The following is a 21,442-nucleotide window of genomic DNA, read 5'->3' on the forward strand; positions in this document are numbered from 1 at the left end:
ATTATTACTCTCAAAAACGAGATTTAGTCAATACCAAAGATAAGTTTCCTGAATACAAGCTAATTCATTCTCAGGTATTACAAGACTGCACAAAACGGGTAAAACTTGCCTTTGATAGATGGTTTAAGGCAGACAAAAATGGAACTAGATTAGGGAAGCCAAGGTTTAAGGGAAAAGGACGTTATCGAAGCTTTTGCTATCCTCAAATCAAGCAAGACTGCATTGAAGGAAACAAGATAAACTTGCCCAAAATTGGTAAGGTAAAGTTGATTCAGCATCGACCAATACCAGAAGGATTTCAAATCAAAACTGTTACTATTAGTCGCAAAGCTGATGGTTATTATGTGACGCTATCCCTAGAAGATAAGTCGGTTCCTCAGTTCACAACTGAAGTTAAACCTACCTCAGAAAATACTTTGGGGATAGATATGGGGTTAAAAGACTTTTTGGTAACAAGTAACGGAGAGTCGGTTCCCATTCCTCAATATTATCGCTCATCTCAGAAGCGATTAAAGACTCTACAAAAACGCTTATCCTGTAAAAAGAAAGGTAGCAAAAGATGGTTAAAAGCTCTTCTAGCTGTGGCTAAACAACATAAAAAAGTAGCTGACAAGCGTAAAGACTTTCACTTCAAAACAGCCAATGAATTATTATCAAAAGCTGAAGTTATCGCCCATGAAAACTTAAATATTAAAGGGCTAGCAAAAACCCGTTTGAGTAAATCAATTAATGATGCTGGATGGGGACAATTCTTATCTATTTTAACTGTCAAAGCTGGAAATGCTGGACAAAAGACTATAGCTGTGAACCCCAAAAATACAAGCCAAGATTGCTCAAATTGTGGAGAAAAAGTCCCTAAAGAATTAGACATACGAACTCATTCTTGTCCGCATTGTGGCATAGTAATAGACCGCGACTTAAATGCGGCGATAAATATCAAAAATAGGGCGGTAGGGCATTCCGTCCTTAAAGCTCGTGGAGCCCGACGGGATACCGGGGCTAGGAAACGAGAAGTCCATACTATAGCGTCAGCTTAGTGTGGGAGATGTCACTCAAAAGAATGAGAAATGATCGAGTTAACCAAAATCATCAGAGGTGGTTGCATCTAATACTGCTATTTAGTTGGATAGTTCTAGGCATTACTCTACGTTGGACAAACTTAGCTGAAAAATCTGCCTCATCTATCGAAATTGCTACATTGGGTTATAGTCTAGGTCATAGCTTTTTTGACCTACCTTTAGATCGAGTTATTAGTCTAGACCAATTACTGTCACCCTTACAATTTGAGTCAACCTCTACTCCTACCGATGTTATTCATCATCTACTGGGTGAAGATAATCATCCTCCACTCTATTTTGTACTAAATCATTTGTGGTTTAAATTATTCACCACTGACGGAGAATTGGTTTCTCTTTGGGTAGGGCGATCGCTCAGTGCTATTTTTGGTGTAATTGCTATTCCGGCAATTTTTGGCTTGGGTTGCTTGGCGTTTTCTCCATTAATAGGTCATATAGCAGCAGCATTAATGGCAATTTCTCCTTATGGCATTTACCTCGCCCAAGAATCTCGTCATTACACTTTAACTATTTTATGGATTATTGCTTCTGTAACTTGTTTGACAGCAATAATGCCTTATCTCCAAAAACGCAAGATATTTCCAATATGGCTGGGGTTTCTTTGGGTTATAATTAATAGTTTGGGAATTTCCACTCACTATTTTTTTGCCTTGGCGTTGAGTGCGGAGGGGTTAGTTATTGCTTGGTTTTGGTTGAGAGATATTCAAAACCTATTTCAACGTTATTGGTGGCGAATTTATTTGGTTGCTCTGGGAACGTTTATTAGTTGTTTGGTTTGGTTGCCTATTATGGGTGGTATTGGCAATAGTCAACTTACTGACTGGATATCAACTAGCTTTGAGCTTGATGAAATTTGGCATCCTATCCCTCGTTTATTGGGTTGGGTATTGACAATGGTATGGCTTTTGCCCATTGAAGGGACAAGTTTATTTGTGACTATTTTATCTGGAGTGACACTTTTGATTATGTTGGTTTGGGTTGCTCCTGGTTTATGGCAAGGTGGGAAAGTACAGATGAATGATATTGATAACCGTTTGTCTTTTCAGGTTTTTGTCGGTTTTTTTGTAGGAGCGATCGCTTTATTTTTACTTATTATTTATGGTATGGGTAAAGATTTATCTCTTGCTGCTCGTTATCATTTTGTTTATTTTCCTATTGTCATTATTTTATTGGCGGCAATTTTGGGCAAGTGTTGGGTTAACGAAGTTATCAGAAGTGATTTTTATAACGGGGATTTGAGCAACTATCCAAAAATATTTCGCCTTAAAAGGTGGGGTTTTAGACCCAATTATTTTGATAATTTGGAAAATCAGGCAGAGGTGGAAAATGTTTTTTCTGAGAAGGAGAAAAATTTTCAATTTTTCCAGTTAATAAATTTTTTACAGAAGTTGGGAAGTGGGAAAATAAAAGGGGAAGGAGCAACGAAAAAAGATTTAATTTCGGCAAATTTAAAACTGATTAATAAAAGAGTTGTTGTTGTTGTTTTGTTAATGGGTTTATGCGGTGGATTAACGGTGGTTAGTAATTATGGATATCAAAAATCACGGCGTGCAGACCTTTTAGTTGAGGCAATTAAAAAACAGTCTAAAAATCCGTCTTTAATTGCTACAACTTATCAAACTCATGCTGAAATTCGGGCTTTAATTGCCCTTGGTCTGGAATTTAAACGTCAAGAAGAGAAAATCAATATCTCTAGTTTTTTTCAACCTCGATTTTTATTAATGAAAAGACAACAAGAGCAAAGATTAATTCCTGATTCAGCTTTGGCTAAATTCCTTTCTCAAACACCACGACCTCTAGATTTATGGGCAGTTAATTTGAAAGTGGAAGGAAGCGATTTAGAAACTTTCAATTGTCGGAAGTATTCTAATTCTCTACCTAAAATAAATGGTTATCGTTATAAGTTGTATCATTGTCGTTAAAATTTGATTTTTTTGTTGGATATATCAGTGGGTTCAAAGATTAATATATGCTTTTTCAAATACTATATTTTTCTGCAAAATTATCCATGAAAACTAACGCTAAAAGGTAAACTTATTGTTAGATTTATTGGTGATAAACTTTTGAACGAAGGGATTTTTATAAGCCTAAAAAGGCGGTACGTCTTAACTATAAATTAGACATTAGAGAATTGCCTAAATATTAGAAATCTCATGTTAGTATTACTTATTCAAACCTTCATCCAAATCAATACAGCAAATATCATAAATGGCTAGGGAATCAATATCAACTAATACAAAACGAAAGTTATGGTCTCAGTGCGGAGGATTTTGTCAAAACCCTAGTTGTCATAAGTACCTGTTTTCGGATATTGGAGATGAATCTGTCAGTATAGCCAATGCTGCTCATATTATTGGGGCAGGAAATACTGGACATCGCTCAGAACACGCACTAGCTGATTCTATACAAAAGAATGGTACGTCTAACTTAATTATGCTTTGTCTTGATTGCCATAAGATGATAGATGAACTTGAGGATAAATATTCAGTCGAAAAAATCTGCGAATGGAAAGAGCAACACTCTAGTAAAATCCAAGCACTTTTTAAGACTCTGGTAACCACTGATGAAAATGAGATTTTGAGAGAAGTAAATGACCTTTTAGAAGAAAATAGGTCTATTTTTGAGGAATATGGTCCATTTTCAGAACAGGCAACAAAAGGAAATTCAGGCGATGTGAAAAAAGTATGGAAGAAAAGATGTCTTGACACAATTTTACCTAATAATCAAAAAATTATTGATTTAATTGAAGGGAATAAACGCAATTTTAAATATCCTTGGGAGCTTTATAGACAAATGCTTCGATATAAAATTCATGCGGATTCTTTCAAAGAAAATTGTCTTTTTGAAGAGAAGGTAAATGATTACAAACTTTTTCCACGAGAGTTCGATCATTTTGTGAAAAATAAATTAGGAATACAAACGCAAGATTTAGAAGTTAGAGGGGAAGAGGAAATAGAGTACAGAAAATATACTATATCCAAATATATAAATGAGTATTTAGCAAATCATTCATTTATCAAAGAAATGAATGCTTTAAATAGGGCAATATTCAAAGTTATTTTAAGTGATGAAAGGGAACTAAAAGTATTTGTTACTAATACCTATTACTTTACTGAATATACACTTGAAAAGATTCAATCAGTCGATCCAAATATAGACGCTATTATTTGCTCTAATCCCTATTCTAATTATTCTATAAGTGCTAAAAAAGAATGTATCAATAGTAATATTGGTCTTTTTATGCTCAGAGAATTCATGGGAGCAATTCGTTATCAAGGGGAAAAATATTTTAACTATTTGCTTAAGGATGAGAAAGCAAGCAGGATAAGTAGATTATCATCTGCATTGAAAAAAAGTGAAATTCTTAAATGTAATTGTAAAGTTTATCTTTTCGGTTCTTATCTTAGGCATAAAATATTTAATGACATAGATATAATATTAGTTGATCCTGATAAGAATGCAATGAGTGGAATTGAACTTATAAAAAATGAAATAAATAAATATTTTCAAGGAAGTGAAATTAAAATATATTTTACTATTTGCTCGGAAAATGAATTATCAAAAATGGAACTTATTTATGATAATCGAGAGCAGATTCTTTAGGTTTGCAGTAATAAAAGATTGATAATTTCATGCTATATTTTGGCATGAGTAACTCGTAAAAATCCCCTTGTCTAGCTACTGGTGAACGGGGCGTTACAAAATTTAGATTATGTCGCCAAAATTTCACGCTCCTAAATTAGTAACTTTAATATGATTTATTTATCTCCCAAAAAAACCATTATATTTCTGATATTTATTGTTATTGGCTTAACTATTGCCAGTATTACCGGGCAGTTTTTTCAATATTATGGTTTCTCTAATTCTACCGAATTGATTGATAAATTTAATGTAGATGGAGAATATACCATTCCTTCATTATTTTCATCTTTTAGTTTATTTTTTTGCTGTGTCATTCTGGGAATAATTTCTCATAAAAAATGGCAACAGAAGGATAAATATCTTTGGAAGTGGATAGGTCTATCTGTCATATTTTTCTATCTAGGACTTGATGAAACAATTAGCTTGCACGAACAACTAATTCATCCTTTGCGAGATATGCTGAATGCGACGGGAATATTTTATTACACTTGGGTAATTCCAGGATTAATATTAGTTATGACTGTTCTATTCATTTATCTAAAATTTCTTCAGTCTCTGCCTAGAAAAATAAAATATCTATTTTTTCTCGCTGGAATATTTTATGTTGGAGGTGGAATAGGGATGGAAATGGTTGGTGGATATTACGCTTATTTGTATGATACTAATAACTTTTTTTATGAAATCTTGGTAACGATTGAAGAGTTTTTTGAAATGTTAGGAGTTGTTGTCTTTATTTATGCACTTTTGTGCTATTGCAGGGAACAGGCAATAGTCAAGAGGCAACAGTAAGAAAAATATTTTCCTACCTAAACTTCATCAAAAGAATCTGTTTTAATAATGCTCAGATATTTATCTATGCAACTTACTGAAATTTAGAATCCAAATTCTATAGCAAGGAACGAGTTGGTGTTTGACTTATGTTGATGATGAACTGTAAGACACAAGAGATACTTTACTTTTCTCACAGATGAGCTGTTGCTTTCCTGAACTATTCCCTGCTATAGCTTTTTTCCGTCTTTAACTCTGACTATGTCATTAAAATATTTTATAGGAGATATATCTTAGGCTAAAAAGATAAATTCAGACCTAAAAACTGCTATTAAAGCCATTCATTCTGACTCCTGACTCCTGACTCCTGACTCCTAAGAAATATCTTAGCTATTCAGTATAATATCAAATTGTATTCCATACAATATTTTTAACATGAATAAAGTTGATTATTTAAGAATTAGTCTGATAGATCGTTGCAATTTTAGGTGTCAATATTGTATGCCAGAAGGTGCAGAAATTAACTATGTATTACAACAAAACTTACTAACTCATAATGAATTATTAACTCTACTAAAAGAAGTTTTTATTCCTGTAGGTTTTACTCAGTTTCGATTAACCGGAGGCGAGCCTTTATTACGTCCTGGTGTGATAGATTTAGTAGAAGCGATCGCCTCTTTCCCAGAGACCCAAGACTTATCAATGACCACCAATGGATTTTTGTTGGCGGGTATGGCAAAAGATTTATATAAAGCTGGCTTGAGAAGAGTTAATATTAGTTTAGATTCTCTAGACTCAGATACTTTTAATATAATTATTGGTAATCGGGGTCGTAGTCGTTGGCAACTGGTTTGGAATGGCATTCAAGCTGCTTATGATGTAGGTTTTGACCCTTTAAAAATAAATGTAGTGGTAATTCCTGGGGTTAACGACCATGAAGTTTTAGACTTAGCAGCTTTAACTATTGACCGTAATTGGCACGTTAGATTTATTGAATTTATGCCCATTGGTAACGATAAATTATTTGACGATCGAGGTTGGATATCTTCAGAAGAATTACGGCAAAAAATTAGGAAACGATGGGGGTTGACAGAATCTTCTGTTAAAGGAAATGGCCCTGCCGATGTATTTCAGATTCCTGGAGCAAAAGGGACACTGGGATTTATTAGTCAAATGTCAGAATGTTTTTGCGATCGCTGTAATAGAATGCGTCTCTCAGCAGATGGATGGTTAAGACCTTGCCTTTTGAATGAAATGGGTCAAATAGATTTAAAAAGTGCGCTGCGTAGTGGGGTTTCTGTTGAGGAGTTACGGCAGCAGGTAGAATATTTGTTGGGTATTAAACCAGAAATTAATTTTAAACAAAGAGAGTCTGGCACTACTGGAAGTTATGGTCGAACTATGTCACAAATTGGTGGTTGAAATCAGTTATCAGTTATCAGTTATCAGTTATCAACGGGAGTGCTTAAAATTGTTTGGGGTTATAAGACACGAAATGATCGGTCGTTGACTATCATCAGCAATTTTTCCTTCTGCCTTCTGTCTTCTTCAATATTATCAAAATAATTGGGTCTAAAACCCAGCCTTTTGAGGCGAAATGTTTTTGGAGAGTTGTTCAAAATCCCAGTTACCAAAAAAAATTCTGACTCTTAATTTTTGACTTTTGACTTCTAACTTCATTAACCCCGCCTAAAAATAAACTAAACGGGGTTTAGTTGAGTAAATCAAAAATTTAAGATAAAAAACTATAGCAAAGAACGAGTTAATTAGGGCTTACCGATCAAATCTAAAAGCATTGACATCTAAAGACTTTAGGCTTTTTGGAGTCTTTAAAAAGTGCCTGGTTTTCAGCTCTTGACGCTCATGCATGAAGCGTATTTTAGGCAAGAGCATGACAGAAAAATCAAGGAACAATTCTTACTCCTACCTCCTCGCTCATTGCCCGTTTTTCCTGTCTCCTGTCTCCAGTATAGCTGTCTCCTACCCCTACTCAAAGACTTTTTCAGCAAACCCTAATTAGGACATAGACTGATAATAAACCAAAGAAGGGAAAATGTTTTTCCTACTGTTCCCTGTTCCCTGTTCCCTGTTCCCTGATATAAAATCTCTATGCTTGTCTGGAGTAATATTCCACAACTAATAGTTCGTTAATTTGAAGTGCCACCCACTCCCGTTCCACAATACTATTAACCTTACCAACAAGTTTATTTTTATCAAATTCTAAATGGCTAGGAATATTAGCTAAACCAGGATATTGAAGATTAGTTTTTACCAATTCCTGAGAAGCCTCTTTTTGCCTAACACTAATTACCTCTCCTGGTTTACACTGATAACTAGCAATACTAACAACTTTACCATTTACTGTTACATGACCATGATTAACTAGCTGTCGTGCTGAGGGAATAGTTGGTGCCATTCCTAAACGAAATACAGTATTATCTAAACGCATTTCTAGTAGTTGCAATAATACTTGTCCTGTGGAACCTGCTGCACGACGAGCTTTTTTTACATAACGTAGGAGTTGCCGTTCTCTGAGACCATAATTATAAAGCAGTTTTTGCTTTTCTTCTAGTCGAATTGCATACTCTGAGCGCTTTCTGCGATTTTGACCATGTTGACCAGGGGGATAAGCACGTCTGGGACTTTTGCGAGTCAGTCCTGGTAAGTCACCAAGACGACGCGCTATTCTTAAGCGTGGACCTCTATATCGAGACATATAATTTCCTCATTAACATCAAATTTAACCACAATCTTATATTATATACTATTTAACCAAGGCTTTGTCAATTGACCTTTCTTGAATAGTAAACCTATTGATTTATTTATTATGCCTAATATTTCTAACATTAACTTTTCTAATTTATTCCTTAAGAAGTTTTCTCTATCTATTAAATTCTTTCATTGGCGCTGGATTTATTTATTAGGAGTTTTTAGTTATGGCCTGTTGATAGTTAATCCGGAATTAGCAACAGCTCAAGCAAATAAAAAATCTTTTAAAATTTGCTCTGAAGAATTGCTAAGTGTGGGTTTATCTGAAGCAGAAGTAGCTAATGCTTGTGGTGCAGCTCTCAAACCCAGAGGTTTATCAGGATGCGTTACAAAAATATATGATAGTACAACAGAAGAACTTTCAGCAGAAGATATTCTATTTAATTGTCAACGAGTTAGAAGAGTTGATGAGTTGGGCACTTGTGTAGAAACAATTAATAAATCAATTAGAGATAAGTCTAATCAAGCTGCTATTTTAGAAAGTTGTCGTCTTAGTTTACTTCCCGAACGTTTTTCTTTTTGTGTGGTTGGTTTAAGTACTAATGTTGGATTAACTACAGAAGAATTATTATCTAATTGTCTCAATCCTGATGAAGAAATCAGCGATATTTCTCCAGATAGAAGAAGGAAATCTGAGTTTTAAGCTTTCGATCTTTCCTAACCTTTCCTTCGACTGCTATATTTATATTTTTTGTTTTTTGGCGATTGCTAAACTATTGAATGACAAATATTTTAAATTCTTCAGTTTTGATTTTCAGACCTTAATTCAGCAACGCCTTTTTTATTGATTTGTTTAAAGAATAAGATATTTTAAACCTTAATTATTAGGTAATTACTGTATATATTTTTGAACTTGTAAGGCAAGTTTTAGGCAGGATGAACTTCTCTAAATTATAGCAAGGAACTACTGGGTATTTGACATATACTAGTGATGAACTTTAGACAGAGAAAAATTATACTAATTCATAAGCATTATACTTCTCTGTAGGGATGTTGCATGCAACGTCCCTACCTACTCCCCCGCTCCCCCTCTCCCCTACTCCCCCACTTGGTTGCTACTTTTAGAAAGTGCTGTTAAGATCCCTTAATCAAAAGCTACTTTACTGAAAAACAATGAAAAAACATCATATTATGGCCAGTGTCTTGTCTACTGTAGCGATCGCTGGTGGTGTACTTTTTTCTAGTACCGCAGAAGCTTGTATTTTCAGCAACAAGGGTCAAGATTCGATGTCGAAAACATCATTAGTTTCACTAAACTCTTGGTTAAGCAAAAATTTTCCCGGCAAGTCTGACTTTGCTATTGCTGGTATTGCTGCTGGTACAGTAGGTTTAATGGGATTAGGTGCTTTTTCTGCTAGTCGTTATATTACTCGTAAAGCAGAAGCTGATGTTGATGCTGGCGATGAGTTTATGGAAGTACCAGCAGAAGAAACAGTTGTTCAACAACATCCTGAAGCACCTGGTGGCGAGCTAGACTTAGTTGAAGATAATAAAGTTGTACCTGAGCAAGCTGAAAAAGAAATTTCTCTCGTCAAATAATTTTCTTGCCATAGGACAAAAATAATTTTCTGTAGGACTTCCAGTTACTCAAAGCTGGGAGTTTTTTGATTTTTTAATTAGGGTGTGCTGAATAAAGTCTTTTTGCTGGGGTAGGAGACAGGAGACAACCCACCCCTAACCCCTCCCAGAAGGTGAGAAATGGGAATGTAGAGGAGGTAGGAGTAAGAATTTTCCCAAGATTTTTCTGTCCAACTATGCGCCTAAAATACGCTCCTTTTTGGGCGTGAAGAGCTGAAAACCAGGTACTTTTTAAAGGCTCCAAAAAGGCACTTGTCTTTATATGTGAATGCTTTTAGATTTAATCAGCAAACCCTAACTAGCTATTAGCTTGAGCGCATTTCCCTACCAGAATGCTATGCAAACAACTATCAGCTTGTAGGGGCGAATAGCCATTTGCTCCTACTTGGGTAAAATATCCCCAGTTTCTATAAACCGGAAGGTGCGCAGAGGGGTAACATTCCCCTTCTAAACGTTTACTGCTGACTGATGACTGCTGACGACTGACTACTGACCGCTTTTTAAAAATCAACTCCACGTTTTAACTCCACCCCATGATTAGCATAATGTTTATGACAGAAAACCTCTGAATGAACGCTAGCCAAATCAAAATATGCTGGTGGATTAAGACAACGACCAGTAATAATTACCTCCGTATCTTTTGGTTTGCGTAATAAAGCTTCAACTATTGGCTCTACTTCTAATAATTCTAAATCTACAGTAGGATTAAGTTCATCTAAAATAATAGTCTTATATAAACCAGAAGCTATAGCTGCCCTAGCTATTTCCCAACCCCTTTCTGCTTCGACAAAATCTATTTCTTTTTGTTGTCCTCGCCACACAATAGCATCTCCACCACAACGTTGATGATCCACTAAATTTGGGTAGCTTTGACGTAAAGCGGCGATCGCTGCATCTTCTGTATAACCAATACCTCCTTTGAGCCATTGTATAATTAGGACTCGATGAGATTGGTCTTGACTAATACCCCTACCTATGGCCTGTAATGCTTTACCCAAAGCGCTAGTAGACTTACCCTTACCAGCACCAGTATAAATTTCAATCCCTGTAATATTATGAGCTTGAGCAGTTGGGTGTTGATGGGGTTTCATTTCTGAATGTAAGTCGGCGATGTCCAACAATGCCTGAGGAGCTGCACGACCTGTCGCAATAATTTCTAACTGTTCTGGTTTATCCTTTATAGTGTGAATGACCTCATCCACTGGTAACAGACCTAAGTCCAAAACTGGATTTAGTTCGTCCAAGACCACAACTGAATATAAGTCAGAAGCGATCGCTCCTTTGGCCACATCCCAACCTCTTTGGGCTTCTTGACGGTCAAATGTAATAATTTCATCATGGCCAAAATATTCACTTCTACCAGTGCGTACTTGGTCTATTAGATGAGGAAAGCCTTTCTGTAAGGCTTCTATAGCAGCATCTTCATCATAAGAACGGTCAGGACCTTTGAGAAATCTCAGTAGTAATACTCTAGTTAGAGAGTCAGAATGTATCCCTAGACCTATGGAACGTAAAACTACTCCTAATGCTGCTTGAGATTTACCTTTGCTGGAGCCATCGTAAACATGAATTTGTCCCACAATTCTTTCTGACATGGCTTGTGCAGTGCGTATGCCAATCCCGTTTCTTCTCATAGGTCTCATAAGTAAGTAGGTATTTATAATTTGTAATTATTTTTTTGATAGTAATTCCGTATTGGACAAAACTTACAAGTTAACTGTGACGATCGGGAAATAAGGAAGGAGGGATAGACAATATTAGAGTTTCTCTAAAGCAACTTACCTTCTCGCTACTGATTACTTTAATCATTATGTAACTCAACTAAATGAAGTTTATATTAGAGCAATTCACATTTTTTAACACAGTTAGCGGAATTTATATCAGCTTAACTTAGATAATATCAAAATTTAGACCGACTGAATCATATTTTATTTACTTTGTCCCCAAAAATTAGCTATGAACTTAACTATTTTGCCTTTGAGGGCTATTGTCTCTGGATCTTTAATATTATTATTAGTAATTGCCATTGAATCATTTTTTCTTCAATACCGACTTAATTTTATTCCAAAAGTTAGTGTTGAGTATGCAACTGTAATGAATTTAATTTCTACTTGTATAGGATGGATATCCTTTTTTTATGTAGTAAGTATTGTCCCAGGTTTGTTGGAAAAAGAAATCGTAGCTTATATTTTATTTGGTAAGATAGGCACAATTTATCCTGTATTTATACTTTTCATATTTCTGAGCTTTTTGATTTCTCTAATTGTGAAGTTTATCGGTTTTAATTTCTGTGAAAATTTATGGAATGAAAAGCCTAAAAATAGTGGTAATATGATTGATTTATCACGAGCATTAGGAGAATTAAGAACGCCAAAGTTTTTAGTAATTACACTGGCTCATACTTGCAGTCATTTAGCAATAGTATCTATTTTATTTCTGCAGAGGTTTGAATTAACATGAAAGAAATTTGGAAAAGTTTTACCGATCTGTTTAAAGGTATTACGGACTTTTTAAAGAATCTACTAAATTTATTACTTCCTCCTAAGTTCTGGCATTGGCAAACATTTTTATTGTTGAGCGGAATGTTATTACTGGTGTCAATAGCTGTGTCTGAAATTGATAGTAATAGGGAAGTAGAAGTTGATTTTATCTCTGTTTTAAGCTGGTTATTTTTAACATTTGCTGTCGGATGGTTGACAACTCAGAAACCATTTGTATTTCGAGGTATCAGTTTAAGTCCCTGGATTACAGCAGGGTTAATTTGCTTTCTTTTATATGAAAAATTAGAGATAAATTTGAAGTATGTAGCTATAATATCTTGGCCAATAATTGCAGTGTGCATAGCAGCGATAATTTTGGTATTGAATACTCCGGAAGAATCGACAGAACAAAAAGTTGATGTATTATCAAAGCCTAGTTTTGTCATTTTAGTTTTGGTCAATTTTTTGGTTAGTTGTTGGTTGGGATTATATTTTGTGATTCAGGGAATAGTACAACAATATCCCACCATGGGAGAGGATGATTTGAGTAAAAGTACATTTGTTTATCGACTGATAAAGCCTTCAATAAACGATTATAGAGGCGCAAAAATTCTGAATTTAATGCAAGAGAAATTGAACAATCAGTTAGCAACTCAAAGAGTGGAATTATCCGTACCTAATATGAAGTTGAAACTGCAAAATATTAAAGATGAAGTGACTAAAGAAATATCTGAAGTTAAAGAAGATGATTTCTGGAAGTTACAAACGCCAATAGTTGCTAATCAGTCTGGATATCAGTTAGAGTTACAATTATTTTGGGAAGGAATTACAGCAAAAGATGAAGGTTATTATCTGAGTAAAAATTGTAAAATCGAAGAAAAAGTAGGTCAAAGAAGTTATGGTAATACTTCACAAAATGAAGCAGTACCAATTAGAGTTGGAAATGTTGAATGTAGTGCTGTAGAAAAGAAACTGGTTAAACCAGAAAACCAGTCAGAAGATGTGACAAAAATTTAGAGATAAAAAATAAGTGGAAATAGGAGGTTAGGAAACATTTTATGAATCTAGGGAGAATTCTGGCAATTTCTCAAAATGTATTTTGGGAAGTAATTCGTGATCGTATCCTTTATTTAATTATTTTTTTTGCTTTATTAATGATTGCTGCTATTAGATTAATCCCAGAATTATCTGTAGGTACAGAGGATAAAATAATCTTAGATTTTGGGTTAGCAGTTATTAGTGTTTTAGGTTTGATAGTGACGGTTTTTATTGGCACTGCTTTGGTGAATAAAGAAATTGAAAAACGCACTGTTTATGTTTTGATTGCTAAACCATTAAGTCGTTCGGAGTTAATTATTGGTAAATATATTGGTTTATCAGCAGTTTTGGCTGTTTTATTGTTGGCTATGACAATAATATATGGATTAATTCTGAATTTAAGTGGAATTTCATATCCTATAGCTAGTATTTTAGTAGCAGTAATATTTATATTTATTCAGTTGTCTTTACTCACTGCAGTAGCAATTTTATTTGGTGTATTTACCAGTTCCCTATTAGCGACATTATTTACATTTTGCATTTATTTAATGGGGAATTTAAGTAGAGATTTGGTTAAATTGGGTGAGTTAAGTGATAATCCTGGAATTAAAAAGTTAATGATGGGATTATATGTAGTATTGCCAGATTTAAGCAGATTAGATTTGAAAAATGATTCAGTTTATGGTCTACTGCCAAGTATAGCTACTTTAGTTACTAATTTTGGTTATGCTTTGCTTTATACAATGTTGATTTTATCAATTACTATAGCTATTTTTGCTAGGCGAGAGTTTTGAATTGAAAAAAGTTTTAGGTGGTAGGTTTGAGGTTGTCGCTGAGAAAGTTTGAGCTAATATTTATACAATTTTTCTAGTTTGGAGGTACAAAATTTTAGGAATTTAGGGAGTAGGAAGTAGGGGGTAGAGAAAAGAGATTAATTTTAAAACTGTACCTCACTATCTGGGCAAAGTGTTCTAATTTCAAGAATCGTAGGAAATTGAGAATTTCCCCACAAAACCTGACTAGGGAAACTTGGATTTGAAAATGATTTGAAAAAATAATTTATCTGGTTTTTCTTAAGTCAATTAACTAGAGGAAGCTTTGAGCTTGTAGGTGAGAAAAGTTGGGTAATAGTTAATTCTAGCAATGGCAGTTAATTGAGAATTTCCCCAGAAAATCTGACTAGGGCAATCTTGATTTAAAAATGGTATTAGAAAAAATAATTTGTCTGGTTTTTCTTAAGTCAATTAACTAGAGGAAGCTTTGAGGTTGTAGGTGAGAAAAGTTGGGCTAATAGTTAATTCTAGCAATGGTAAGGAATGGATGATTTTTCCACAAAATCTGACTAGGGCAATCTTGATTTTAAAATGGTATTAGAAAAAATAATTTGTCTGGTTTTTCTCAAGTCAATTAACTAGAGGAAGCTTTGAGGTTGTACAAAAAACTGAGTAATAAGTGATCAATAAAAATAGTAGCTGTATTTCCACCGCACCCTACTAGCATCTATAAGCAACTTCCATTACTACTCTTGACTTATGGAATCTCTAAAACAACAGAAGATCTAATATGTCTTCTTCCTTCTTCCTTCTTCCTTCTTCCCTCTTCCTTCTATAATTGCTATAATCAATAATAATTAAATTAACAACAGTAAAAATCAATAAATAGAGAAAATAATGTTAACAAAAAAACTAAAAGAACTGAAAAAAATATTTTCAGAAATGGAGAAAGCTTTGATTGCTTACTCCGGCGGAATAGATAGCACTTTAGTAGCAAAAGTTGCTTATGATGTATTGGGAAATAAAGCTTTAGCTATAACTGCTATTTCTCCCTCTTTATTACCTGAAGATTTAGAAGATGCTCGTATTCAAGCAGCAGTAATTGGCATTTCCCATGAAGAAGTAGAAACTAATGAAATGAAGAATCCAAATTATACTTCTAATCCTATAAATCGTTGTTACTTTTGTAAAAGTGAATTGCATGATACTCTTAAACCTTTAGCTTTAAAGCAGGGTTATTCTTATGTAGTAGATGGGGTAAATGCAGATGATTTACGAGATTATCGTCCTGGTATTCAAGCAGCAAAAGAAAGAGGAGCTAGATCGCCTTTAGCAGAATTAGGAATTAGTAAGTTTGAAGTTAGACAACTTGCTAAAGAATTGGGTTTGCCTTGGTGGGATAAACCAGCTCAACCTTGTTTAAGTTCCCGTTTTCCTTATGGGGAAGAAATTACTTTTGAAAAGTTACAAAGAGTTGGTCGTGGGGAAAGATATTTGCGAGATTTGGGATTAAAAAATTTACGAGTCCGTTCGGAAAAAGATACTGCCAGAATTGAACTTCCGCCAGAACAAATCAAAGAATTTGTGTTGACAATAAATTTACCTCAGTTGGTAGAAAGATTTAAAGAGTTTGGGTTTATTTATGTCACTTTAGATTTAGAAGGATACCGGAGTGGGAAGTTAAATCAGGTTTTGTCACCGGAGGTATTGGGAGGAAAAGTTTAGGGTAGATTTCCGAGAAATTAAATTATTTCCATAATTAGGCGAATAGTGGCCACACTTGCTCCGCCAATACTATATTTGCTCTTTATGTCCTAAGCACCTTGGGGACTGCTATATCTACTTACTCTATGTGTTGCGGATGTCGCAATAGTCAAATCATTTTCTGAAGCGCATAACTTTAGAGTTTGCAGTAGAAAAATATCTAACTCCCCTTCTATTACGGATGTCGCAATAGTCAAATCATTTTGTGAAGCACATAACTTCCGAGTGTGTAGTAGAAAAATATCTACTTCCCCCTCTGTCAGGGCAAACGCATCTTATTTTGCCGTTCCCTATATGTAGTGTTTATTTGATTTTATAGACACTATATGTTGAAAGTCTATTGTCAACAAGCGCAATAAAACCCGGTTTATTGATAATTACCCCTAGTTTATTGACGAGATGCGTTTGCCCTGCCCCCTCTGTGTTGCGTATGTCGCAATAGTCAAATCATTTTGTGAAGCGCATAACTTCCGAGTGTGTAGTAGAAAAATATCTACTTCCCCCTCTGTGTTGCCTATGCCGCAATAGTCAAATCATTTTGTGAAGCGCATAACTTCCGAGTGTGTCGTAGAGAAATATCTACTTCCCCTCTGTGTTGCGTATGTCGCAATAGTCAAATCATTTTGTGAAGCGCATAACTTCCGAGTGTGTCGTAGAGAAATATCTACTTCCCCTCTGTGTTGCGTATGCCGCAATAGTCAAATCATTTTGTGAAGCGCATAACTTTAGAGTGTGTTGTAGAAAAATATCTACTTCCTCTCTGTGTTGCGTATATCGCAATAGTCAAATCATTTTGTGAAGCACCAAAATTTGAGGGATGTAGTGGGATCTAATACCAATTTGGAAAAAGAATGTTACGAATAATAAGAGTCATTAAAATACTTTATAGGAGATATCCATTGGACAAAAAAGATAAATTGTGACCTAATAAATAGTATCAAAGCGATTTATTCTGACTCCTGACTCCTGACTTCTGACTCCTAAAAAATAACTATGACAATTGAACTAGAAAAAATAGTTCCTTGGGGTCGAAATATTGACGAATATATTTCTATGTTCGACCTTACTCCAGAAGAGAAGAAATTAAAAATTATTGACTGTGCAGCAGGACCGTCAAGTTTTAATTATGAAATGACTTTTGAAAGATATAACGTCATTTCCTGCGACCCAATATATCAGTTTAATGCTGATGAAATTTCTCAACGTATTCAGGCAACTTCTCAAAATATTATTGACCAAGTAAAGGCAAATTATGATACTTTTGTTTGGCAAAATCTACAGTCGCCAGAAAATCTACTAAAGGTCATAATGGCAACAATGGAAAAATTTTTATTAGATTTTTCTGATGGGTTTCAGTAAAAACGTTATTTAACTGCTGAATTGCCGAAACTTCCTTTTAATAATCACAAATTTGATTTAGCTTTATGCAACCATTTTCTATTTTTATATTCTGAGCATCTCTCAGCATAATTTCATCTAGAATCAATTTTAGAAATGTGTCGAGTTGCCAAACAAGTACGAATTTTTCCTTTGCTTAAACTTTCTGGAGAAATTTCATCATTATTAACGCCAATAATTGAAAAATTAACAACTAAAGGATATAAAGCAGAAATTAAACAAGTAACTTATGAATTTCAGAAAGGAGGTAATCAAATGTTGCAAATATTTGTTTGAAGAAGGAAGAAGGAAGAAGGAAGAAGGAAGAAGGAAGGAAGAAAAAATGGATGGGGACTCAAACCCCGACCAATTGTAAACACTGCGGGTGACAGTGGGGTATTAAATCCAAAATAAAAAGATAATTAATGAAGGAATAATTCAAGAATTAACAATTACCGAAAAAAGGATTTTTTTTCTTCTTCTCTGTTTCCAGCGCCCAGTTCCGGTGTTCCCTAAAAGTTTCCAATATCTCACAACTCAAATCATATTGCTATATATAGAAATCAACTCTTTCTTAACAGTTTCCTATTTCCAAAAATTGTGGCAAAGTCTATAATAAATGACATCCTCTAATTAGGGCTTGCTGATTAAATCTAAAACCATTGACATATAAAGGCTTTAGCCTTTTTGGGGTCGAATTACAGTGCAAAATTTTCAGCTCTTTATGCTCAAAAAGTTAGTATTTTAGGCAAGACTTGGGCAGAAACATCATTCTGACAATTGTTAGCGAATAATGAAGGTAAAAATCCTCTCCTTTCAAAGAGAAACAAGAAAAATTTTTCATGATTAGTCAATCAATTCCGTTTTCAAGGAGAGGTAATTATTAATTATTAATTATTAATTGTTGAATCTTACCTCCTAGCTCATTCCAATTTCTCCTGTCTCCTATCTTCTACCCCTACTAAAAGACTTTTTCAGCAAACCCTAATTAGGATGTAAAAATAACTCTAAAAAATTTATGTTACCTTTTATTCGTTCAGACCTGAGTAATCTTAAAGCTTATACGCCTCATCCTGGTGGCAGTTCAGAAATTCCTTTAGATAGACTGGATACTAATGAATGTCCTTATGATTTACCAGATGATTTAAAACAAAAGTTAGCTGGAAATTATCAAGAATTAATTGAAACAAACCGTTATCCAGATGGCAGTCATTTTAAACTTAAAGAAGCTATAGCTCAATATGTGAATGAAGCAACTCCATCAGCTAATATTTCTGGCGATAATATTTCCGTTGGTAATGGCTCAGATGAGTTAATCCGTTCTATTTTAATTGCTACTTGTTTAGGAGAAGAAAGTTCTATTTTAACTGCTACTCCTACTTTTTCTATGTATTCTATTCTTGCTAAAACTCTTGGTATTCCCATAGTCAATGTTGGTAGAAATGAGGCAAATTTTGAAATAGATATTTCTGCAGCTCAGGATGCTATTAATCAAACAAAAAACCAAACTGTAAAAGTAGTATTTGTTGTTAACCCAAACTCTCCTACAGCTAATGCTTTAACTGCTAAAGAATTAGAATGGTTACTTAGTTTGCCTGAAGAAATTATGGTAGTAATTGATGAAGCCTATTTTGAATTTAGTCAGACTACTGTAGCTGAACAATTAAACCAACACCCTAATTGGGTAATTTTAAGAACATTTTCTAAAGCCTTTAGATTAGCTTCGCTTCGGGTAGGATACGCGATCGCTCATCCAGAAGTTATTATTAATTTGGAAAAAGTTCGCCTTCCTTACAACTTACCAAGTTTTTCTCAAGCTGCTGCTAAATTAGTGCTTTTCCACAGACAAGATGTACTATCTTTTATACCGGAAATTTTGACAGAAAGAACTAAGTTATTTGAGAGTTTTGGCGAAATTTCAGCTCTAAAAGTTTGGGAAAGTACGGCTAATTTCTTTTATGCCAGACTTACAGATAAAGGGTTGAGTTTATTAGGAGAAAATCTGTCTCAAGAAGAAGGTTTAAATAATTTTATGCAGCAACTTAAAAATCAGGGAACTTTAATTCGTCATACAGGTGGTGGTTTAAGAATTACGGTAGGAACTCCTGAAGAAAATCAGCGTACAATTGAGAGAATTAAAGGTATTTTTTCAACAATTAATAATTAATAATTAATAATTAATAATTAGGGCTTGCTGATTAAATCTAAAAGCATTGACATATAAAGGTTGAGCGCATTTTTTAGTTAAAAAAAGTCCAAGCTTAATGGTCCTAATGGTTCAAAAAATTAGCATCTTAGGCAATTGTCTTAACATCAAGTCATTTCAGTTATCAGTTAGCCTCCTAAGGCGGGAACTGCGTTAACAGTACCTCTAGCTGTTTGCGCAGCATTCCGTAGGAAAGCCTGATGCTTGAAATATGGAATATTCTCTTTTCTCTTAGTCCATTGGATATGGGGCAGGAAACCTGCGCCATCCCACCCTTCGGGAAGCTCCGCTTTTTCCTACGGAATGCTTCCCTACGGGATGCTGCGCAAACGCAAACATGTCGCGCAGCGTTAACGGAGTTGTGCGCCAGCAAAACGACTGCTTTTTATCCTCTCAAAAGGGGAGGTTATTGACCAGAATTTTTCGGTCATTATATTTCAAAATTGTAACTATAGTCGGCAGAATGAGTATGAAGAGTTAATCGGTTAGTTATGGATAAATTTCTCACTCATGTACCGTAGTATCAGGCATTATTGTGCCATGCAAATTTGTATGAGTTAGGTCTACATTCTTTAAATCAGCTTCAGTTAAGTCAGCTTGACTTAGAGATGCCTTATATAAATTGGCCTTCCGCAAAGATGCTTTTTTGAGATTTGCTCCACTTAATGAAGCCAAACGCAGGTCTGTCTCTCGTAACGAAGCGCCCTCTAAACAAGCCTCTCGCAAAGAAGCTTCCCGAAAATCTGCCTCACGAAAGTCAGCCCCACTTAAATTTGCTTTAGTTAAGTCTGCTCTGTAAAAGTCTGCTTCACGAAATTCTGCCGACCCTTTAACTTGAGCCTCACTTAGATCTGCATCTATCAATGAAGCACGATTCATTCTAACATCAGTTAAGTCTGCTCCTCTGAGGTTAGCTCCTCGTAGGTCTGCTTTTTCGAGAGAAGCTTTTTCTAAGCAAGCATTCCGTAAACATATTCTGTGTAAATTAGCTCTCTCTAGGTTAGCTTTCCGCAAATCTACTCCTGTGAAGTCAATTTCTCCATTATTGTAGCGTTCAATTAATTCTTTTGAATCCATCTTAATATCCTCTAATTACTTTAAAGAAAAATATTCACTTAATCAACTAATTAAGTCAACTAAATTACCTAATTATTATTTTTATTAGGTTGGCTACCTGTCCAGAGTCAAGTTTTTATTTACTGATAACTTATACCATGGGTTAAAAATAATTTTACAAATGCTGTAGGAAAGGAATCAGGAATAACCGAAGTTGAAATAAGTAAGAACAAAACCAATAATAATAATATATTTTCTCGCTCAATTAGATAAATAAGTTTTGAGAAAAACAGAGCAATTCTAATACCAAAATTATCTATATGTTTTTGAGGCAACATTGATCGCGCCTGGTATAGCGCTGTGCGCAGGCAACAGGCAACAGGCAACAGGGGAAATAAAAAACCTATAATATAGGATTTTAGCTATTGGACATCTATTATAATTTGTAAATATGCCAGCGCACATTGCTATATGATCAATGAATAGTAATATTATATCCCTTTAATAGCGTTCAGGAAAAACTTCCTTCTTCTTCCCTACTGACTCCTTATTTATAAGTATTCAACCGGACATGATATAACATTGCAGCCGATCTAAACTTTCTATTTAGCAACCCGGTCTCTAGGAGAAACCGGGTGTTTTAGACATTGATTATTTAGGGTAAATATTTAGAGAAAAACTGTTCATCAAAAAAGACAGCCGATTTTAATTTTTCGGAGTCACAATATATTCTGATGAAACCTGTTCTACCCTTCCTAATCTTACTAAAGCCTGATAAAACATCGCTGTGTTAAACTAAGCCAGGCAAGTTACCTTGACCGACTCGTCTTCAGAACCGGACGTGAGACTTTCACCTCATCCGGCTCCTCTCTTAAACGTCCCTTGTCATGGGTACATCCCTACTTCAGTATCAAC

Annotated in this window: 18 protein-coding genes; 14 read left to right on the top strand and 4 right to left on the bottom strand. The window is 34.7% G+C overall.

All coding sequences use genetic code 11. The features are described from left to right. The 5 genes from F6K06_RS30360 to moaA form a co-directional block, all read left to right on the top strand. On the top strand, positions 1–1,037 hold a 1,037-nt coding region (locus tag F6K06_RS30360; protein WP_287244407.1), incomplete at its 5' end, for a transposase. 23 nt (positions 1,038–1,060) lie between these two features. Next, complete coding sequence (locus F6K06_RS30365) at positions 1,061–2,998, top strand: glycosyltransferase family 39 protein (protein ID WP_205127679.1); 1,938 nt, start codon at positions 1,061–1,063, stop codon at positions 2,996–2,998. A 286-nt stretch (positions 2,999–3,284) separates the two neighbouring features. Further along, positions 3,285–4,679 (top strand): nucleotidyltransferase domain-containing protein, encoded by a 1,395-nt coding sequence (locus F6K06_RS30370; protein WP_124146971.1) that lies wholly within the window; start codon positions 3,285–3,287, stop codon positions 4,677–4,679. Positions 4,680–4,829: 150 nt separating this feature from the next. Then, the gene (locus F6K06_RS30375) at positions 4,830–5,507 is read left to right on the top strand and encodes a hypothetical protein (protein WP_124146972.1); all 678 of its coding nucleotides are present in this window, start codon (positions 4,830–4,832) and stop codon (positions 5,505–5,507) included. A gap of 414 nt (positions 5,508–5,921) precedes the next feature. Continuing rightward, positions 5,922–6,908, top strand: coding sequence for a GTP 3',8-cyclase MoaA (gene moaA, locus F6K06_RS30380; protein ID WP_124146973.1), 987 nt, complete (start codon positions 5,922–5,924; stop codon positions 6,906–6,908). 685 nt (positions 6,909–7,593) lie between these two features. On the opposite strand, the gene rpsD is transcribed toward moaA, so the two are convergent. Next, positions 7,594–8,202: a 30S ribosomal protein S4 gene (gene rpsD, locus F6K06_RS30385; protein WP_124146974.1), complete on the bottom strand. Its 609-nt coding sequence runs from the start codon at positions 8,200–8,202 to the stop codon at positions 7,594–7,596. Positions 8,203–8,313: 111 nt separating this feature from the next. On the opposite strand from rpsD, the gene F6K06_RS30390 reads away from it, so the two are divergent. Further along, positions 8,314–8,898, top strand: coding sequence for a hypothetical protein (locus F6K06_RS30390; protein ID WP_287244413.1), 585 nt, complete (start codon positions 8,314–8,316; stop codon positions 8,896–8,898). A gap of 470 nt (positions 8,899–9,368) precedes the next feature. Beyond that, a complete protein-coding gene (locus F6K06_RS30395) occupies positions 9,369–9,794 on the top strand; it encodes a hypothetical protein (protein WP_287244415.1) in 426 nt (141 codons plus the stop codon). A gap of 539 nt (positions 9,795–10,333) precedes the next feature. Here F6K06_RS30395 and F6K06_RS30400 read toward each other — a convergent pair. Beyond that, positions 10,334–11,467 (bottom strand): cob(I)yrinic acid a,c-diamide adenosyltransferase, encoded by a 1,134-nt coding sequence (locus F6K06_RS30400; protein WP_124146978.1) that lies wholly within the window; start codon positions 11,465–11,467, stop codon positions 10,334–10,336. Positions 11,468–11,789: 322 nt separating this feature from the next. Between F6K06_RS30400 and fraC the strand changes: the two genes are divergently transcribed. The 4 genes from fraC (at position 11,790) to larE (ending at position 15,849) form a co-directional block, all read left to right on the top strand. Continuing rightward, complete coding sequence (gene fraC / locus F6K06_RS30405) at positions 11,790–12,293, top strand: filament integrity protein FraC (RefSeq protein WP_124146979.1); 504 nt, start codon at positions 11,790–11,792, stop codon at positions 12,291–12,293. Next, positions 12,290–13,330, top strand: a complete 1,041-nt coding sequence (locus F6K06_RS30410; RefSeq protein ID WP_124146980.1) for a DUF5357 family protein — start codon at positions 12,290–12,292, stop codon at positions 13,328–13,330. Before fraC ends, F6K06_RS30410 begins: the two co-directional genes overlap by 4 nt. A 41-nt stretch (positions 13,331–13,371) precedes the next feature. Continuing rightward, entirely contained in the window at positions 13,372–14,145 is a 774-nt protein-coding gene (locus F6K06_RS30415) for an ABC transporter permease (RefSeq protein ID WP_124146981.1), read from the top strand. An 876-nt stretch (positions 14,146–15,021) separates the two neighbouring features. After that, positions 15,022–15,849 (top strand): ATP-dependent sacrificial sulfur transferase LarE, encoded by an 828-nt coding sequence (larE, locus tag F6K06_RS30420; RefSeq protein ID WP_124146982.1) that lies wholly within the window; start codon positions 15,022–15,024, stop codon positions 15,847–15,849. Positions 15,850–15,938: 89 nt separating this feature from the next. On the opposite strand, the gene F6K06_RS30425 is transcribed toward larE, so the two are convergent. After that, the gene (locus tag F6K06_RS30425) at positions 15,939–16,085 is read right to left on the bottom strand and encodes a hypothetical protein (protein ID WP_287308990.1); all 147 of its coding nucleotides are present in this window, start codon (positions 16,083–16,085) and stop codon (positions 15,939–15,941) included. A 796-nt stretch (positions 16,086–16,881) separates the two neighbouring features. Here F6K06_RS30425 and F6K06_RS34390 point away from each other — a divergent pair. The 3 genes from F6K06_RS34390 to F6K06_RS30435 all read left to right on the top strand — a co-directional run bounded on the left by F6K06_RS34390 (position 16,882) and on the right by F6K06_RS30435 (position 19,432). Next, positions 16,882–17,247, top strand: coding sequence for a hypothetical protein (locus F6K06_RS34390; protein WP_353734916.1), 366 nt, complete (start codon positions 16,882–16,884; stop codon positions 17,245–17,247). A 135-nt stretch (positions 17,248–17,382) separates the two neighbouring features. Then, the gene (locus tag F6K06_RS34395) at positions 17,383–17,562 is read left to right on the top strand and encodes a hypothetical protein (protein WP_353734915.1); all 180 of its coding nucleotides are present in this window, start codon (positions 17,383–17,385) and stop codon (positions 17,560–17,562) included. A gap of 721 nt (positions 17,563–18,283) precedes the next feature. After that, positions 18,284–19,432 carry a histidinol-phosphate transaminase gene (locus F6K06_RS30435; protein ID WP_287244421.1) on the top strand — a complete coding sequence of 383 codons (1,149 nt, stop codon included), beginning with the start codon at positions 18,284–18,286 and terminating at the stop codon, positions 19,430–19,432. Positions 19,433–19,975: 543 nt separating this feature from the next. On the opposite strand, the gene F6K06_RS30440 is transcribed toward F6K06_RS30435, so the two are convergent. Further along, positions 19,976–20,548, bottom strand: a complete 573-nt coding sequence (locus tag F6K06_RS30440) for a pentapeptide repeat-containing protein (protein WP_124146984.1) — start codon at positions 20,546–20,548, stop codon at positions 19,976–19,978. Positions 20,549–21,442: the final 894 nt, after the last annotated feature.

This window comes from Okeania sp. SIO1H4 (assembly GCF_010672695.1).
In the GTDB taxonomy this organism is placed as follows: domain Bacteria; phylum Cyanobacteriota; class Cyanobacteriia; order Cyanobacteriales; family Microcoleaceae; genus Okeania; species Okeania hirsuta.

Bases quoted from the DNA above. Each gene is read 5' to 3' on its own strand.
- F6K06_RS30365 (WP_205127679.1), top strand. From the start codon at position 1,061: ATGAGAAATGATCGAGTTAACCAAAATCATCAGAGGTGGTTGCATCTA.
- F6K06_RS30370 (WP_124146971.1), top strand. From the start codon at position 3,285: ATGGCTAGGGAATCAATATCAACTAATACAAAACGAAAGTTATGGTCT.
- F6K06_RS30375 (WP_124146972.1), top strand. From the start codon at position 4,830: ATGATTTATTTATCTCCCAAAAAAACCATTATATTTCTGATATTTATT.
- moaA (WP_124146973.1), top strand. From the start codon at position 5,922: ATGAATAAAGTTGATTATTTAAGAATTAGTCTGATAGATCGTTGCAAT.
- rpsD (WP_124146974.1), bottom strand. From the start codon at position 8,202: ATGTCTCGATATAGAGGTCCACGCTTAAGAATAGCGCGTCGTCTTGGT.
- F6K06_RS30390 (WP_287244413.1), top strand. From the start codon at position 8,314: ATGCCTAATATTTCTAACATTAACTTTTCTAATTTATTCCTTAAGAAG.
- F6K06_RS30395 (WP_287244415.1), top strand. From the start codon at position 9,369: ATGAAAAAACATCATATTATGGCCAGTGTCTTGTCTACTGTAGCGATC.
- F6K06_RS30400 (WP_124146978.1), bottom strand. From the start codon at position 11,467: ATGAGAAGAAACGGGATTGGCATACGCACTGCACAAGCCATGTCAGAA.
- fraC (WP_124146979.1), top strand. From the start codon at position 11,790: ATGAACTTAACTATTTTGCCTTTGAGGGCTATTGTCTCTGGATCTTTA.
- F6K06_RS30410 (WP_124146980.1), top strand. From the start codon at position 12,290: ATGAAAGAAATTTGGAAAAGTTTTACCGATCTGTTTAAAGGTATTACG.
- F6K06_RS30415 (WP_124146981.1), top strand. From the start codon at position 13,372: ATGAATCTAGGGAGAATTCTGGCAATTTCTCAAAATGTATTTTGGGAA.
- larE (WP_124146982.1), top strand. From the start codon at position 15,022: ATGTTAACAAAAAAACTAAAAGAACTGAAAAAAATATTTTCAGAAATG.
- F6K06_RS34390 (WP_353734916.1), top strand. From the start codon at position 16,882: ATGACAATTGAACTAGAAAAAATAGTTCCTTGGGGTCGAAATATTGAC.
- F6K06_RS34395 (WP_353734915.1), top strand. From the start codon at position 17,383: ATGTGTCGAGTTGCCAAACAAGTACGAATTTTTCCTTTGCTTAAACTT.
- F6K06_RS30435 (WP_287244421.1), top strand. From the start codon at position 18,284: ATGTTACCTTTTATTCGTTCAGACCTGAGTAATCTTAAAGCTTATACG.
- F6K06_RS30440 (WP_124146984.1), bottom strand. From the start codon at position 20,548: ATGGATTCAAAAGAATTAATTGAACGCTACAATAATGGAGAAATTGAC.